The following is a 16,766-nucleotide window of genomic DNA, read 5'->3' on the forward strand; positions in this document are numbered from 1 at the left end:
TACCTTTGAAAAGGAAGGTGAAATTATGCTAGAGAAAATAGTAGAGTGGGTCGGAGGCCTAATTATTGTTTTAGTGAAGGCTTTTCTTGGTCCGGTTTATGCGACTTTAGATCCTCTTCCAGTCTTAGTGTTTGGGGGGAATGGGACAGAAGGAAAAGGGACAAATTTAGATTTCTTATTTTCGGGAGATTCTCTAACCAAAGTATTAGACACAGGTATGCCTGTCATGTTTAAGTTTGTTGCTTTTTGTGTCCTCATCAGTGTAGTGATTACGGCAGCAAAATATTCAGCGACAGCTATTAATCCGAATAATCGAACGGCATTAATAGAGTATGCGAAAGATTTAATGATTATCTCGATTTGTCTTTGGCATTTGGATTACTTCTATACTCTTATATTTGATATCAATTCGTGGGTAATAGTAGAGTTCAGAGACGCTATCAATGGAGTAAGTGGAGGGAATTTTGACCCGGATAAGGGTACTAAATTTCTACAGCCTGGATTTGGTGGGGCTGGACTTACAATTACTGAGCTGAGTCTGAAAGGTCATGAAAATGACTATATGTTTATTATATTTGGTTTGTTTATAGAAGCTGGTCTCATCGTCTGGGCAAACTTTTACTATTTAATGCGTGCGGTGTCACTATATGTCTTAATGTTAATGGGTCCTTTAATGGTAGGTATGTGGCTATTCCCACAAAAGAAACAACAGACATTATATTGGATACGTGAATTTATGGGGGCAGTGTTCATACAAGCGATTCATGCGATTACCTTATGGCTCATTATTTCTTTAATTGGAGCAGCAAATAGTCCGTTACTCAAATTAATGTTACTTGCTATGTTTATCCCAATAGGTGAGATTGTGAAAAGTTTTATTGGTCTTAGCACCAATGCATCAGGTGGTATTCATAAAGCGGGTACGATGATGGGTATGGGGGCCTTAGCAAGTGTGGCTGGGCTGGTTAAAGGTGTTCGTGATGACTACCGTAATTCGAAAGCGAAACCTAATGATAAAGGGAATAAAGAAGAGACAAAAGAAGATGCTGATAATCCCAAAAATGCATTAGGAGCGAATTTAGGAACAGATATTGGTACAACATCTCGTGCAGCTCGTATGTTAAAAGCAGGGCAAATTGGAAGTTCAATTGGTAAAGCGGCAACGGGACTTGCGGGTATGGCCGCAGGAGCTGGGCTTGGACCAGAAGGAATGGCAATAGGGACAATGGTTGGTAGTAAAGTGGGTGGAATTACTGGTGCAGTGGCTGGTAGAACTGCTGCTACAGTCGGCGAAGGAGCTGTAGCGTTAGGGAAACATATTGGTTCAAGTGTGAAGAAGGGTGCGGACACGTATTCAAATTTAAATGGAGAATCCTATCCAGAATTAACCGATGAAGATATTGCACAGGATTTAGCTACAAAAGATTTTGAATCTTGGAAAGCGGATAATCCTGATTCAGCAGTTACGAGTCGATTAAAACAAGCATTTCCTGGTGCATCCGATGCAGAAATTGCTAAGAAAGTAGCGAAAAGCAATAGTGATCAAATGTCTCACTTTAAAAATCAGCGTAAACAAGATTTTCAGAATATGAAGAAAAACGCTACACCATATGGAAACGCTAAAGATTTAGTAAATGCAGCAACAAATGCATTCCAAAAAGGATATGAGGCAGACCATAAAGATACGTTTATGAGTCAACTGCCAGAAGGTATGCCAGCTGAAGAGAAAGAGCAAAAATGGAGTGACCATTTAGACTCAAAAGTACAAGGATTTAGAAATCATGCAGAACAGGCGGCAACAAAAGCTGGAGCAATGCCAGTTGATGCAAAAGATAAGCAAGGAAATAACTTGTTTGATAAGTCCTATGTGAATAAAGATGCTTTTGCTTCTCAACTTGCATTAGGAAAAGTCGGAAAAGCAGTGGAGGATGTAAAAGGAGAAACGTTAGAGAGTGGCCATCAAAACATGGGACAGGTTGGTGCTCTTGTAGGAGCTTCAACCGCTGCGTTTAAGAAAGCATATACTGCAGATCATAAGGCTGGATTTATGAAGCAATTGCCTGCGGATTTACCACAACAAGAAAAAGAAGCGGCATGGAACAAGCATGTAGGCCACAAAGTACAAGGTTTCGAAAATCATGCCCAAAAAGCTGCGGAGCAAGCAGATATTGTTCAGCAAAAAGATGGAACAAGCTATGCGAATAAGAAAGCTTTCGCTTCTCATTTATCACAACAGTTACAAAATAATCCAAACTTAAATGCAATGGGTGTATCCAGTACTGCAGGCATTCAAAAGGCAGTCAATGGCGTGAAAACACATGGTTTGACAAGTGGATATGGAAGCCAGAATGCCAAACAAGTAAGTAATGTTGGGAACCTGGTCCAAGCTTCTACGGAATCCTTTAAACAGGGATATGCGGCAGAACAACAAGCAACCTTTATGAAAAACTTGTCCCCAACCATGTCTCAACCGCAAAAAGAGCAGGCTTGGCAGACACATTTAAACCAAAAAGGAAATGAATTTAAAGCAGTAGCTCAGCAAGCAGCAGTACAAACTGGAGCGATGCCAGTACAAGCAAAAGATACGAGTGGTAAGAGTCTACATGCCCAGTCGTATATCAATAAAGATGCTTTTGCTTCGCAATTAACGAAAGGCTTACAGAGTCATGCAACCCTTGGGACAGTGAGCCAACAAGTAAGCTCTGGGATTACAAGTTCTATTCAAGGAGTTAGATCACACGGTGTTGCTGCAGGTGGTGCAATTAATAAAGCTGTGTATGCAGCTACACAAACGCAAGCAAGTATGGCGCGTGCAGGAAATCTTTCCGTTTCTGAAATTCAACGTTCGTATGCAGATGCGTCTGCAGGTGTAGCAAGTATTGCACAAAGTGCTGGTAAAATGTCTATCCCCACTTCAGCTGTGGGACGTATGACACAGCAAAGTACGAAGATTGGCATGAGTGTGATGGAAGGTGTCAAACATTTTATGCCTACAAATGCACTAGAGAATGTTTCAAAAGCATACTTTAATGCGTCAAGTGCTGTTCAGCAGGCAGGAGGGAATGCAGTACAAAAAGCGATAAGTGGAAGTGCAGCCGCTGTTCATACTTCATTAGGAGGTAACGCGGCAGAACGCCATTACAATGTTACAAAAGGATTAAGCTATGCTGCTGGTGTGATTGGTGGCGCAGGTGCTTACCAAGCAGCTGCACGTACGGTAAGTAAATATAACCCGTACAATAAAGCAGTTCAAACTGAAGCAAAAGAAATTCAAGAGATTCAGAGAATGGTACCAACAACAACAGACCATACAGGAACACAATCTGTTGCCAAAGGGGCTGTACGTTTAGTTACGACGAATAACAAGTCATGGATTGAAGCAAAAGATTCCAGTGGGATGACACAAGTTGTATCTCGTTATGGTAGTGGAGATAGTAGCATTCGTTCCGGACAAATGGTATATCAAGATTTAAATATTGCAGACGGGCAGTTGACACAGTACCGAAATGGTATGAAAGCATCCCCAGCATATATACAAGATTCAAGTGGTGGGAAAATTAGTATAAATCGCTCGATTAATGCAAATCCAAATCAATTGGTAGGAAATCAAAATCCAAGACCAATACAACAAAAACCAGTAATGAGCGAACCGCCAATCACTGTGAATCATAAAGTAGACAATGGGAATTTCTACATGTCCGATTTAGACCAGGGTGGATATAAGAATGTACAAATGGTCGTAGAAAGAGACCGTAGTTATATGGTAGCTACCACAACAGAAGGTACAGTTTCACGTATCTCACCATTCGGAAAAGGAGATACACGTTTACAAACAAACCAAAGAATTGAAAGAATCTGTGAAGTAAAAGATAGCAGTATTAAACCAAAAGAAGAAATTTTGGTTACACATACACAGGACGAAGTAGTACGTGCAGAGACACAACTGAATTTATCAGAACATGACCCGCAAAATCTGATTCCATTTGCACCAAACCCGCGTTTAGCACAGCGAAAAAGACGAAATGATGAGCATGGAAAGTATGGTGTGACAAGTCTATGAGTCAGAATCCAAACGATCCAAATGAACAGAAAAAAAGCAATCCCTTAAAAGATGTAGCGTCTCACTTTATCAAGAAAAAAGGGATGCAAGCTGGCGGGAAAATGGCAAAATTGGCAGGAAAAGCAGGAAGGGCGGCAGCGAAAGCTGCTGCCAAACTGCTAAAAAAGGCAACGCTTAAAATTGTAGGGTCAATATTAGCCGCGGTTGGATTACCTGCAGCTATCATTATGTCGCTGATTATTGTGGTGTGTGTCATTTTAGCATCATTTGTACCGTTTACAAAAGATGAAAGTAAAACAGAAGAACAAGTAAAAAAGTATATGGAAGTTTCAATGGCTCTAAATGTGGATTGGAAAGAGATTGTTGCTTTTGACATGGCACGGTATGATAATGATCTCACCGGTAAAGATCCACATGATGCGATTTCATATTTTTTGGATATCCAATATGAAGAATATACGGAAAAAGAGGTATGTGAGGCAGGACCAAACGGTCCTTGTGAAAAAAAGAAAAAGGAGATGCAAAAAACAAAATCTGAGAGTTACTCCGGACCAGATGTAAAAAAGATTTTAGGAGATACAGATTTTAAGAAAAAAATAGATGAGATTAATGCTAGTGGTAGTAAAAAGGTGACAACCTCTTCTCATGGGCTAGAGAAAGCGATGGAACTTGCAAAATTTAGTGAGAGTCAAAAAGATCGTGCGCGTGAGATATTAGCTGCAGGGATGTTAGAGGGAATGTATGGACATCTAGCCCCAACTGGTGGATTTATCGGGGGCATGTGCGTAGGTTCTGTTAGTCCTGGTGGAGAGCCTGTTAATATCAATGAAAAAGTAACAGGCTATCTTCCCAAAATTAAAGAGATGGCAGAAAAACATGGTGTTGCTCAATATGTTGGTATTCTGGCAGCTCAAATGATGCAGGAATCAGCTGGAGCAGGAAATGACCCGATGCAAGCATCAGAGGGACATTATGGAGACTTGAGTCCATCTTGTATAGGTGTAAAAGGAAATGCTCGAATGGGGTGTATTACAGATCCGAATATTTCTATTGAAGCAGGAGTACAGGAATTTAAAGATGTGCTAGGACAAGCGAATGGTGACGTCGCTCTCGCCTTACAGTCATATAATTTTGGGAGTGGTTTTATTAGCTATGCATTAGCAAAAGGTGGTTATTCAGAGGAAACAGCCATTGAATTCTCAAGAAGTAAGGCACATTTAAATCCGGGTGGTTGTTCTGACCCTAATAACTTCCGAACCAAAGTTGGAGCGTGTTATGGGGATTATACGTACGTTACCAAAGTTTTGGAATTTTACAAAGATTTAGGTTGCGTAGCGTCTGGAGATGGAGAATGGGTGTCTGATAAAGGTTGGAAATGGCCAACGAAATCAGGGCGTATTACAGATACGTTTGATGCGGTTCGTGGTGGAAAACAACATAACGCTGTAGATATTGGGGCCATGACCGCCGGAAAAGCTGGAGACCCTGTGTGGTCGATGGAAGTTGGTATTGTAACGAACCAAACAGGAAATGTAAATGGTGGTGGTTTAGGTGTTTATGTAGACCATGGAAATGGCATTGTATCTCGCTACTTACACTTGAGTAAAATATCAGTTGCACCAGGAACCATGGTAACAAAAGGACAAATCATTGGGGAGATGGGCGGTTCTAACTATAATAAAGATACTGGTTTACTTAATATGAATGGATACGCTGTCCATTTAGACTTCCAGATTCGTATTAACGACCAACCAACAGATCCAATGAAATTCTTTAAGAAAAATGATGATCCGGGATTATCATCAGGCGGTTCTCCTGTTATGACGAATGACAAAAGACAAAAGGTACTAGCAGAAGCGAAAAAATGGCTTGGGCAAGGAAAAGTTAGATATGTATTAGGGGATCGTAATCCACCAGGTGGCACTTCAGATTGCTCAGGATTTACGCAGTATGTCTTTAGAACAAGTATAGGTGTACAACTTGGAGAGTGGACAGGTGCTCAAGTTGGACAAGGTAAACAAGTACCAGACATCAATCATGCACAACCAGGAGACCTCATCTTCTATGAAAACCCAGGACACGTTGCAATTTATATGGGGAATCAGAAAATGATTCATATTGGTGATGATAAGGGTGTACAAATTACAGGTCTAAACTATACGGCAAGAGGACAACATATGACTCAAATCCGTAATGTTATAGACTGATAAGGGATGAGAGAAGATGAAGAAAGTAATCAATATTTTGTCCAATATGCCTCGTAAGTACTTGGTGGTATTGGGGGTCATAGTTTTAGTGCTAGGTGTAGCTACCTATAATACCATTCATCGTTACATGATGAAATCACAAGTACAAGAGGAAGAACAAGTAAATCAAGATGAAATAGAAATGCTTGGAGATAAGCCAAAGGGATTTGATACAAAAGAAGAGGAATATATCGCGAAAACAAAAACAGTAGAAGACTTACTACGAAAAATATCTTCCAGCAGTTATGATGTGCCATATTTGTTTACAAAGGCTGGATTTGGTATTGAGCCAATGAAAATGACAAGTAATGAGCGCATGCTTGCAACAGAAGCTGTACAACGATATTTCCTGCATGGAGATAAATTCTATAATGCTCGTATTACAAAAATAGAACGCGGAAAAAAAGTAGATACGTACCACATTGAAGTTCAAATTCAACAAGTGAATTTCCTTGAACCACGTCAATTTAAAGTGCAAGTCAATCAATATGCACAAATTGTAACACCAATTGAACAAATTCCGCACGGGCAAGAAGAAGTACCAGTGGATTAAGTGGAAAATGAGGGTTGTGGAAGAAAAAACACAACCCTTTCTAAAAAAAATAAAGAGTACCCTAAAAACATTTATTGAATATTCATAATTTTCTGATATAATAAAACCATAGCTAAATGAAATCTATATATATAACTGATTTGAAATAGATATGGAGGAAAGAAAAAATGAGAATGTTATTTGGAACAGCAGCAAACTTTTTTGCGGGATATTCTTCTGGAAGGGGATCAGGATTTTTAGGGACATTATTCGGATGGGCTTTGTTTTTGGGTGGAGGATATCTATTAGTAGAACATTGGGATGCTATCACGGTTTGGATGCATAGTCTAAATATAGTGCGAGGATTAGACGGTTATGAAGACATGAGCAACGGGTTCATCTTTGTATGCTTGGTCGTAAGTGCTTTTATCTTTATGCTTTTGTTGCCGGTCTTTGCCATATTAATAGTAGTAGCCGTAGTGTTAATGAATATTGTAGTTTGTAACCTTGTACTGCTAACATCGCCAAGTACATACACAAAAAAGAAAAATAAGGAGAGTGAGTGGGAATGAATACAATTCTAGTATTAGGTGGATCAAATGGTAGGACGTTAGAAAAACTAGCGAAAAAAAGAGATTGTCAGGTAATTTTTCATGACGGAAAGAATCATGGTGGCGTAAAGAAGACTTTTCGTAGTGTCATTAAAAAATGTGATGTCATTGTTGTGCAGAAAGGTGCATGTGGCCATGTATCTATTGATGTAGCAAAGGAATACGCGAAGAAGTATGATGTTCCGCTTTTATTTAATCAAGGGTTTGGTGGAACGGGTGCGTTAGAAATAGGTTTAAAACACCTGCAGGCAGCGTGAGATTAGTAGGAAAAGAATATTTTGGATTATAAATCATATAATTTTTATATAAAGATAATAATTCGAAAGATTTTAATAATATACAATTTAAATTTCATTCGGGATGGGGATTCAGTATAACCAAAAGTAATAAATAAAAGAGAAAATCCCTGCGGGGACAGGGACTTTTTAGGAGAGATATTGTTGTCGTACAATGTCGAAATTTGGCGAATTCAACAAATTAATATTATCACGAATTTTCAAGTAATTGTGATGGTTGATGTGTCAAAACTGTGCACGTTTTTCATATAAAAGCGTTATTTTAATCGAAAAGGGGAACGTGAAGATAAAATAAGACCGTTCCTTTTATAGGAACGGCCGTACAAATATCATGTGCTGGAGGTCGCTCCAAATGGCATAAGATGTTTTCTCTAAATAGTATGGACAAGAAATTTTACGATTATACGTAAAAACGGCAGGCAACTAATTAAGTTACCCGCCTGTTCTTAAGCGACACGGAGGAGAGAGCTCCGTTTTGAAAGAGTACAGCCGGTGGGAAGTCGGCTCAGATGTAGTATGCACAAAACAAAAATGATTATTCGTAAAGGGGAATGAGAGATATGAAATGGATGTACAACCTTAATAGTAATAGCGATATTTGGACAAGCGATAAATACGAAACTAAAGAAGAAGCTATTCAAGCGGCTTTAAAGGATTGGACAGATAGAATGGTTGCAGATAGAGCGTCAGTTGATAATGAATTCCAAATTGGACAATTCAAACAGTATGTACCATGGATAAATGCGGATGTATTGTTAGATGAATTATATGAACGAGCAACCGATGAATGTGGAGAGGTTGCAGAATCTTGGCTTTCAGGTATACCAGCAGATGAGGGAGAAAAGCTTCAAGAACAAATAAATAAAGTAACAACAGAATGGCTAAAAGGGATAAATGAGTATCCTGGATTTGGTTCAATTGAAAACATTGAATCAATCGATGCTAGCAAACTTGAATACCAAGGAAACTAAACAAAATAGTTATCTTGTAATCAAAAATAAAATAACCCGCTAGTTATAACGGGTTATTTACACAAGGTATGCAAGAAATTCGAGGTGACTGGACGAGAGTACTCTGTGGAATTCCTTGCAATAATAATGTATTCAAAGGGATCAAAAAGGTTAATGGAAATTAAACAAAATCCTTATTTAATAAAAAAATCGCGTACAAAAAATGTACACGATTATATAGAAACTATGTCTTGTCTGCTCATTGCATTGTATGTAAAACGTGATCCATTGCAATAAATTAAAAGAGCACTTTTGACAGTGCTCTTAGGACCAAGACTCTTACTGTAAAAGAGTACAGGATAATATATGTGACTTTTTCTAAGAATGTGAATCATTTGACCAGAATTTTTACTTGAAAACTAAAGAGTGCTTTCCAAGGCACTCTCTGATTAAAACTAAAATTGAAAAAGAATACCACATGCTATCGTATGTAAGGTTCTCAGGGGTGTGCGGATTTAATACAAAATCGTTATTTTATCTTAAAAAAAATAGAGCACACATATAAGTGTGCTCTCAAATAAGAAAGGTAGAATGTTATGAATGGAAAGCTTCCATACAATAACATATGCTTGTCCGGTTTAAATGTGAGAAGTTTTTAACAAAATCATTATTTAAAAAAATCCCAGCTTAAATATATGTACGCAATATCTAAGCTGGGAAAAAGAAATAAAGCTATTGTTTGTGTTTTTCCTCTTTATCAAGGAAAAATACGACGAATATTGCTAGGAGAATAGGCAGCCAAACTGCGTGTGGCATATTAAAACCTCCTTAAAATATATATCTACTATATTTTACCATATATAAGAGTTTAAATGTAAGGAAACGAAAAAGATGAGTTTCTAACAAAAACGCTATTTGCGCGACACGTTTCCTTATAAGTGTGCAAACACGAAATAGGAGGGTTATCAATTCGATAACAACAACTGATTGACTGAAAGTAGAAATGAAAGCCGTCAGGTTGAGCTGAAACTACTTATCTGATACTCCTACATGCAAGGCATGATAGTAGTCACAAATTGTATGAAGCTAGGTGAAGTCGGCTGAACAAAACCTAAGTGAGAAATCATATGGTGATGGATAAGTCGGGATGCTACAAAATATCTATGGTGAGAATGTCCGACAAAGGACTGGCGAACTTGTGAATGTACGGGTCTAAACGTTTAATACATCAGAAATGTGTATGTCGTCAACGACGACGTTATCTACCGAAAAGTAAGAGTAAATAGTATGAAATTCGGAACATCCAACGATGAGGGTGTAAAGATAACAGGCTTAAAGCAAGCGCCTAAGGATATATGTATAGCTAAGTCAATCGGAACGTGGTAAGCAAGAAACTGTCACCAACGCCTACTAGCGGACAGATGCATATAAGGTTCTAATGAACCAAAATTGCTTCATTCTTGTGAAGGTGGGGACATAGTACCGACGAAGCATGTAATAAATGTGGAGGGATAGTCCTTAGTCTTATTCTTTGAAAACTAAATCAATTAGATGTAACTCACAGGATCGAGTAAGATGATGTGACCTTTCGTAAGAAAGGGGAATTAATACGTTGGTGAGTACAACATTATTTGTAATCTGGTTGCTTTAGTATAGAAGAATAAGATGGGGCGCTGTATGCGATGAAAGTCGCACGTACAGTGCTAAGCGGGGGAAAAGATGGAGATAACTTCAAAGTTTTACCTATCGCAACTAGAGAAAAAGGTAAAGGATGAATCCAAGAATATGAATAATAGTAATATATACAAATCAGGTTATGTCATTCTTATTTATTTTGTTATGACTCAATTTGTCGGAATTATAGGAGTACAATTACTGGCTAAGACAGGTTGGTATGGTATTCAGAGGAATCAGCAACAAGCGATTCAAGAGATCCTTGTACATTGGGAGTTAATAGGGTTTCTGCTTACACTAGGAATCATATTTCTTTTATATAAGAAAGAATGGATTAAAGAACCTAGGCTATCAATCAAATTATCGAAAGCCACATGGGGGTGGATTCTTGCAGGAATCGTATTCGTTTTTTTTGCACAGATGATTGGTAGCTTTTTAGATAAAAGTTTATTCCAGTTATCTACGCAATCAGAAAATACATCTAGTACAGTCGCAGCTGCAGTGATATCACCAATTGCGATTGTATCCATTGTAATTCTTGCCCCATTAGTAGAGGAACTGGTATTTCGATATGCAACCATGAATATTTTAATGAAGAAGTTTAAAGAAACAGGGAGTATCGTAATCAGTGCATTGTTCTTTGCAATTATGCATTTTGATTTTCCATTTATCTTTGGGTATTTCTGTATTGGGGTTGTATTAGCCTTCGTATATAAACGTTCAAATCAATTATTAGTTTCTTATATTGTTCATGCAGCGATGAACTTCATTGTACTGATGTTACAAATAATCTAAATATGAGTAAATAAAAAGACATGCTTGATAAAACAGCACGTCTTTTTATTTATAAGTCCATTTTCTCCATAGCCATTCGATAGGTCCATATCGGAAATACTTACTCCATAGTGTACTGAATATACATTGTACGATACAAATAAGAATCCCAAAGATACATAGTTGCCAGTATGTTACTTGTGAAATGTCCTGGAAGCACGCTGAGAGAATCACTAGCGTGAGTATACTTTGGCTAATATAGTTAGTTAAGGCAAATTTACCAATAGCCATAAAAGGTTGTAACCACCCTACATATTTTTCATTCTCGCATATTAAAAGGAGAAAACATATGTAGAATATAGCGAGGGATTTTCCTCCGAATAGAATCCATAACTGGATATGGATAGAGTAATAGACATCTGTTTCTATAAAATAATAGATGATAGGGAGGGAGAGCAGACATGATAGGAATAGCGAACTCCACTGTAAAATTTGAAATTTCCCTCTGAGTTCCGATACGCGTCTAAAAATATTCTTCTTTCCAGCCCATAAACCTATTAAAAATAACCCAATATATTCCGGGATCCCTATTAGAAGTTGCTGAAATTCCTGTGTCATAAGAAAGAACAAACGAGCTTTTACTTGATGTAAATAATTCGAAAATAGATTCACTGTGTGATTAGTAGTGTTGCCTGTAAACATATATTGATAGTATTTTGGTATCTCTTCAGGAATAGAAGGGCTTGCATATAAAAATAAAATAACATGTAGAGTATAACTAGCAAGTAAAAAACTACAACCTGTTATAAAAATAAGCTTAGTAGACCGCTTATAAAAGAACAATAGAACAAAACCTGCTATAGCATATGCATGTAAAATATCTCCATACCAAAGAAAGATAAAGTGAATTACACCAAATAGTAATAGAATACATAACCTACGACTAAATAGCTTATATATGGGATACCCCTTTTTTTCTGTATTTCTCATAAAGATATAAAATCCCATGCCGAATAAGAATGCAAAAATGGTATAAAACTTTGATGATATCAGTAAATCTACCAGAAAACGAACTACTTTATCTATACCGGAGTAACCTGCTTGATTAAAGGAATCTAGTCCTGTCATAGTAGGTAGATTAGCAAATAGGATACATAGTATGGCTATACCTCTTATCATGTCTAACGAATGAATACGAACGTTTTGTTGCATCTAAATTCTCCTTTCTCAAAAAAGAAAAACGAGCACTATATTAGCTAGCGCTCGAATTACGTCTTGCAAAGAATCCATCGTATGTCGCAGCTGACACTGCTCCTTCAAGGCGTTCAATTTCTTCGCCTCTGTTATAAGCTACAACAACTGGAGTACCAGGAATGTCGAACTCTTGAAAGGCACTTTGATTTTCTGGTGTAGAGATATCAATACGGTAAATGGTCCTATCATGTTTCTGCGACATGCTATTGATATCTGGGGCAGCTTTTTTACAATATTGACACGCTGGTTGATAGTAATAGGCAATGAACTCGTCTTGAGACTCTATTTTTTGCTTTAATTCTTCTTTTGAAATATCTTTTATATTTTTTGTTGCTCTTTCTGCATCTACAGCAGATACAATTGCTTTTTCTGGTGTTACAGTTTCTGTTTTGACGGATTCATTATTTTGTTAAAGTGAAGATCGTGATACAAACAACGAATAGGGTGGTTACAAGTGCTCCGATTTTGTAGATTTTTTTCATAGTAAATTCCTCCTTTAAATAAAAAAAGGACAAACCTCGCCCGAGTTAACAGGGCGTAAGGTTTGTCCTTCACGCTACGTACAATAGAGTATAAACAATGGATAACAAATTTTCTACTTATATATTACCACATAATCCATATAGAATGCTATATTAATTTTAACAAGTGACACAAAGAACAAACAAAATTACTATAATTTCACGTACCAGAATAATAATAAAAAAAGCAAACAACATACAATAGGGGATTCTATACAGTTTATAACTATGTGTTAGTTCTACCCTAGTATTAGGGGTCAAAACGTATAAAAAGACACTACTTAAAGTGTCTTTTTATACGTTGACATGCTATTTAAGAAAATGTAGTGATTAATTAGATGCTTCTCGATTAATCTTAGTATAACATCAATATAGAAGATTTTAAATGCAATTCTGTATATATAGATTCCTGCATATATAATTCTACCTTAAATCTCAATTGCCAAAATTACCAGTTCCCTTATTTTTATATTTATACTATAATTTAACTGCTAAATAGTATTAAAGGAGCTTTTAAAGATATGGAGATGAGAGATTTACAAAAACTAATTGAATCAAAGAAACAAGAACTAATTAAACTTGTAGAGAAGTATGGGTTTACCCATAAGCAAGTTTTGTATTTAAGTCAAGACATCGATATATTAATTAATGAATGTATATATAATAATATTAATAAAGGTGAATGAAGTTACAGTTGTAAAATGATAATAAAGTTATTTAATGTAGTGTAGTGCTATCCTAAGGAGAAGTGAAAAATCCCTCTTGGAAATAGTACTATTTTTGTGCTGAAAACAGCTGTTTTTTTATCTTTTAAAACACTTACTGTTTAAATAATAATGCTGTTAAAAAATAGGAGCTGTTAAATCTTTATGGCACAACCTAAAAAACGAACTTAGTTAGGTTCAAACCCCATAATGTATCATATATTTCTTTTCTTCTGTTGCTTGTATAATTTTTGAAGCCAGCTCACTAAGTTCGGTAGAATTTTTAAAATACCCTGATGATGTGACTACATCATAAAACAATGATAATGATTCGGGTAGGATAATTGTTATTCCGTAATAGGCTAATCCATATTCAGGGCGATTAAATGAATGAAAGTATGTTTTCATTATAGATAAATTATCAATTAAACTATTGATAATATCATCATCAACAGAAATACAATTGTATTTCTGAGGGATATAATCATTGTATTTTTTTTGAATGTCAAAATCATCAAGTATCCCAAATTCGTGTACGCAAGTCATAATAATCACCCTCTTAATAAGAAATAAACTGACACTCTTATTCTTCCTCTGTTTCAATTAATTCAACATCGTCAGATGTTGAATCCCCGGCAAGCTTTAATGCTTCTTGATAAAACTTCTCCGAGTTGACATTTTTTGTTCTTTTGTCATAAACAGAATCCCAAGGAATACCTGTTGTTTAAAAATCTAAGTTTTATTCAACAATAGCGCCCGATTGTGGAAAATATGTAACTTCCTTTTATATGTTGATCCAAAGAAAGTAACTGAATTATTGATTTAAATCCATATATTATTTTCAGCAGTTAGTTTGGAATTAGTTTCACCAGTGTTGACTACACCTTTAGGCTCTACCAGCATTATATGGCATTCCTTTTCAGCATAAGGCTTATGCTCCACACCTTTTGGTATCACATACATTTCTCCTTTGGAAAGTTTGACCTGTCCATCGCGGAATGTGATGGACATCTCGCCGTCTATCACGATGAATACCTCATCGGTGTCTTTATGATCGTGCCATACAAAATCCCCCAGAATCTTCACTAACTTAAACTGATAGTCATTCATTTCACCAATGACTTTGGGCGACCAGTGTTCACTGAATTTGGACAGTTTCTCGCTTAGATTAATAGCATTATAATTGATATAAATCCCCCCAGAACTATTCTTACCCTTATTTTACAACTTCGATAGATTAATTACTATTTTGATTAAGATCTCAAAAGTTTCTGCTGATCTTCCACAAAATGGCCCGATTGTTGAATAAAACTTAGATTTTTAAACAACTTTATTATTTTTAAAGCGACTTTATTGGGGTCGCACCACATATCCATCAAGCTAACAAGGACGAGTTACTCCAAAACGATAAAAACGATCAACATGCATCAAAAAAACCACGCTAAGCAAAAATACAATAAGCTGTCCAAATGGACAGCTCATTTACATAATTACCGTTATCAGAAGTAAAATTTAACTCGAAAATAGCTAATTTTATCAGTTGTTGAATGTCTGAAAAAAATCAAACCAATGATATTGTTGAGATCCTTTGGCAATTTCTTGCTGTGATGACTATCATAGTGACTTTTTCTCCAGCAACAACTATTAGTAGCTAATTACCATAAGGACTTATTTTTGAAATTTGCTATTTTTCAGAAAGTATGTTAATTTAAGAAAGACCTATTTTTGTTCGGTTTGAGATTAAGAATAAATTTTGTTTTTTGTCTAAGGTATTTGAGCAAGGGTAGTAACATATGTGTGGGTATCCACACTAGGAGGCAACAATTATGGAACAAGGTAAAGTAAAATGGTTTAATGCAGAAAAAGGTTTTGGATTCATCGAGCGTGAAGGTGGAGAAGACGTATTCGTACATTTCTCAGCTATCCAAATCGACGGTTTCAAATCTTTAGACGAAGGACAAAGTGTAACATTTGAAGTAGAAAAAGGACAACGTGGCCTACAAGCTACTAATGTTCAAAAAGCTTAATATTAGCTGATGAAAGACCCTCTTGTAGGGTCTTTTTTTATTTTTTCACAATATTACGAATACAACTTTTTTAAGGGGATTTGGGGTGCTTAACTTTTAATGAAAAAGAAGATGTTAGAAATCATAGTTTTAGCATAATGGGCTTTTTCTTTTAGTTATCTTGCAATTATATTAGGAATACCAAAAAACGGATTATATATAGTCGTAGGATTTTCAATCTTATTTGTTGGTGGAATTTTGATTGTGCATCTATTTTAAAATAAGAATAAAAATGGAAAAAATTTTGTTTGATTGTATATCTCATACACGTCTAGTTAACATAATGTCTCATTATCAGCAGTCAACGATGCATAAAATTTTTGTTATGGGGAGAATTAAAAATCTTAGCTTGATGGGCATGGGGTACAATACATATTATTAAAATTCAGATGGTTCAAGTCGGAGGAAGGCACCTTAGGGTGTCTTTTTTGTGTTTATGGATTTTTTTAGAAAATATTTGAAATATAATACAATCAATTATATTATTATGTGTGTATGACTTTTGATTTTTAATATTTCTGAAAATTAATAGGGGGAAACAATAATGAAATTAGGAAAATTAGTATTAATTGGGGCGTTAACATTTAGCGGGTTTACTGCAATAGAAATGATTAAGCCTACCTCACAAGTTACTGCAGCTTACTCAGATTCATTTAATGATGATTGGGGATTTAAAACCATTGTGGATCTGGAAAGTTCCGTGGAAAGTACATATCAACCTGATTGGAAAATTGGGGATTTAATAACTGGTGATACATTTTACTTAACACAGCACTTTGGTAGAGAACATTTTGGTGCGCAAATGAAAATTTTTAAAGTCCACACAAATGGTACCCTAGAACGATTCCAAACAATAGAACCAGAATTTCTTCCTGGAACAGAAATTTGGCAAACTCCTATCACAGATAGCTATACAAGTGGTACTTATGTAGCTGCAATTAAATATCGTGGTGAATTCACGTATTCAAATCAATTTACAATCAATTAAGGATGTAATAAATTAGAAACAGGCACTCAAAAGAGGGCTTTTATTATTTCTCAATAACCGAAATTATTTAACGTGGTAAAATAATAATTG

13 protein-coding genes and 1 pseudogene are annotated in these 16,766 nt (G+C 36.1%); 10 read left to right on the top strand and 4 right to left on the bottom strand.

Annotated features, from left to right (window positions below; genetic code table 11):
- Positions 1-25 precede the first annotated feature (25 nt).
- The 7 genes from AC0IXC_RS23060 (at position 26) to AC0IXC_RS23090 (ending at position 11,164) form a co-directional block, all read left to right on the top strand.
- A complete protein-coding gene (locus AC0IXC_RS23060) occupies positions 26-4,060 on the top strand; it encodes a hypothetical protein (RefSeq protein ID WP_471653394.1) in 4,035 nt (1,344 codons plus the stop codon).
- Positions 4,057-6,267 carry a lysozyme family protein gene (locus tag AC0IXC_RS23065; RefSeq protein ID WP_471653395.1) on the top strand — a complete coding sequence of 737 codons (2,211 nt, stop codon included), beginning with the start codon at positions 4,057-4,059 and terminating at the stop codon, positions 6,265-6,267. The genes AC0IXC_RS23060 and AC0IXC_RS23065 overlap by 4 nt, the downstream gene beginning before the upstream one ends.
- A gap of 16 nt (positions 6,268-6,283) precedes the next feature.
- Positions 6,284-6,859: a hypothetical protein gene (locus AC0IXC_RS23070; protein ID WP_002166785.1), complete on the top strand. Its 576-nt coding sequence runs from the start codon at positions 6,284-6,286 to the stop codon at positions 6,857-6,859.
- A gap of 167 nt (positions 6,860-7,026) precedes the next feature.
- On the top strand, positions 7,027-7,410 hold the full coding sequence (locus AC0IXC_RS23075) for a hypothetical protein (protein WP_341088066.1): 384 nt from the start codon (positions 7,027-7,029) through the stop codon (positions 7,408-7,410).
- Positions 7,407-7,706 carry a DUF2325 domain-containing protein gene (locus AC0IXC_RS23080; protein WP_002169762.1) on the top strand — a complete coding sequence of 100 codons (300 nt, stop codon included), beginning with the start codon at positions 7,407-7,409 and terminating at the stop codon, positions 7,704-7,706. Before AC0IXC_RS23075 ends, AC0IXC_RS23080 begins: the two co-directional genes overlap by 4 nt.
- A gap of 599 nt (positions 7,707-8,305) precedes the next feature.
- Complete coding sequence (locus AC0IXC_RS23085; protein ID WP_341088068.1) at positions 8,306-8,716, top strand: hypothetical protein; 411 nt, start codon at positions 8,306-8,308, stop codon at positions 8,714-8,716.
- A gap of 1,764 nt (positions 8,717-10,480) precedes the next feature.
- Positions 10,481-11,164, top strand: coding sequence for a CPBP family intramembrane glutamic endopeptidase (locus AC0IXC_RS23090; protein WP_341088069.1), 684 nt, complete (start codon positions 10,481-10,483; stop codon positions 11,162-11,164).
- Between the two features lie 45 nt (positions 11,165-11,209).
- Here AC0IXC_RS23090 and AC0IXC_RS23095 read toward each other — a convergent pair whose 3' ends face one another.
- Positions 11,210-12,355: a DUF418 domain-containing protein gene (locus tag AC0IXC_RS23095; protein ID WP_341088070.1), complete on the bottom strand. Its 1,146-nt coding sequence runs from the start codon at positions 12,353-12,355 to the stop codon at positions 11,210-11,212.
- Between the two features lie 40 nt (positions 12,356-12,395).
- Positions 12,396-12,879 (bottom strand): annotated as a pseudogene (locus AC0IXC_RS23100) (thioredoxin family protein).
- Between the two features lie 560 nt (positions 12,880-13,439).
- On the opposite strand from AC0IXC_RS23100, the gene AC0IXC_RS23105 reads away from it, so the two are divergent.
- A complete protein-coding gene (locus AC0IXC_RS23105; RefSeq protein WP_002166777.1) occupies positions 13,440-13,604 on the top strand; it encodes an aspartyl-phosphate phosphatase Spo0E family protein in 165 nt (54 codons plus the stop codon).
- A 216-nt stretch (positions 13,605-13,820) separates the two neighbouring features.
- On the opposite strand, the gene AC0IXC_RS23110 is transcribed toward AC0IXC_RS23105, so the two are convergent.
- Both AC0IXC_RS23110 and AC0IXC_RS23115 read right to left on the bottom strand, forming a co-directional pair.
- Positions 13,821-14,168 carry a short-chain dehydrogenase gene (locus tag AC0IXC_RS23110; RefSeq protein WP_471653396.1) on the bottom strand — a complete coding sequence of 116 codons (348 nt, stop codon included), beginning with the start codon at positions 14,166-14,168 and terminating at the stop codon, positions 13,821-13,823.
- Positions 14,169-14,444: 276 nt separating this feature from the next.
- Positions 14,445-14,810, bottom strand: coding sequence for a cupin domain-containing protein (locus AC0IXC_RS23115; protein ID WP_050001571.1), 366 nt, complete (start codon positions 14,808-14,810; stop codon positions 14,445-14,447).
- A 638-nt stretch (positions 14,811-15,448) separates the two neighbouring features.
- On the opposite strand from AC0IXC_RS23115, the gene AC0IXC_RS23120 reads away from it, so the two are divergent.
- On the top strand, positions 15,449-15,649 hold the full coding sequence (locus AC0IXC_RS23120) for a cold-shock protein (RefSeq protein ID WP_060750964.1): 201 nt from the start codon (positions 15,449-15,451) through the stop codon (positions 15,647-15,649).
- Positions 15,650-16,232: 583 nt separating this feature from the next.
- Entirely contained in the window at positions 16,233-16,676 is a 444-nt protein-coding gene (locus AC0IXC_RS23125; protein WP_341088074.1) for a DUF5065 family protein, read from the top strand.
- Positions 16,677-16,766: the final 90 nt, after the last annotated feature.

The organism is Bacillus sp. AC266 (assembly GCF_979253805.1).

Coding starts and splice junctions, on each gene's coding strand:
- AC0IXC_RS23060 (WP_471653394.1), top strand. CDS start 26: ATGCTAGAGAAAATAGTAGAGTGGGTCGGAGGCCTAATTATTGTTTTA.
- AC0IXC_RS23065 (WP_471653395.1), top strand. CDS start 4,057: ATGAGTCAGAATCCAAACGATCCAAATGAACAGAAAAAAAGCAATCCC.
- AC0IXC_RS23070 (WP_002166785.1), top strand. CDS start 6,284: ATGAAGAAAGTAATCAATATTTTGTCCAATATGCCTCGTAAGTACTTG.
- AC0IXC_RS23075 (WP_341088066.1), top strand. CDS start 7,027: ATGAGAATGTTATTTGGAACAGCAGCAAACTTTTTTGCGGGATATTCT.
- AC0IXC_RS23080 (WP_002169762.1), top strand. CDS start 7,407: ATGAATACAATTCTAGTATTAGGTGGATCAAATGGTAGGACGTTAGAA.
- AC0IXC_RS23085 (WP_341088068.1), top strand. CDS start 8,306: ATGAAATGGATGTACAACCTTAATAGTAATAGCGATATTTGGACAAGC.
- AC0IXC_RS23090 (WP_341088069.1), top strand. CDS start 10,481: ATGAATAATAGTAATATATACAAATCAGGTTATGTCATTCTTATTTAT.
- AC0IXC_RS23095 (WP_341088070.1), bottom strand. CDS start 12,355: ATGCAACAAAACGTTCGTATTCATTCGTTAGACATGATAAGAGGTATA.
- AC0IXC_RS23105 (WP_002166777.1), top strand. CDS start 13,440: ATGGAGATGAGAGATTTACAAAAACTAATTGAATCAAAGAAACAAGAA.
- AC0IXC_RS23110 (WP_471653396.1), bottom strand. CDS start 14,168: ATGACTTGCGTACACGAATTTGGGATACTTGATGATTTTGACATTCAA.
- AC0IXC_RS23120 (WP_060750964.1), top strand. CDS start 15,449: ATGGAACAAGGTAAAGTAAAATGGTTTAATGCAGAAAAAGGTTTTGGA.
- AC0IXC_RS23125 (WP_341088074.1), top strand. CDS start 16,233: ATGAAATTAGGAAAATTAGTATTAATTGGGGCGTTAACATTTAGCGGG.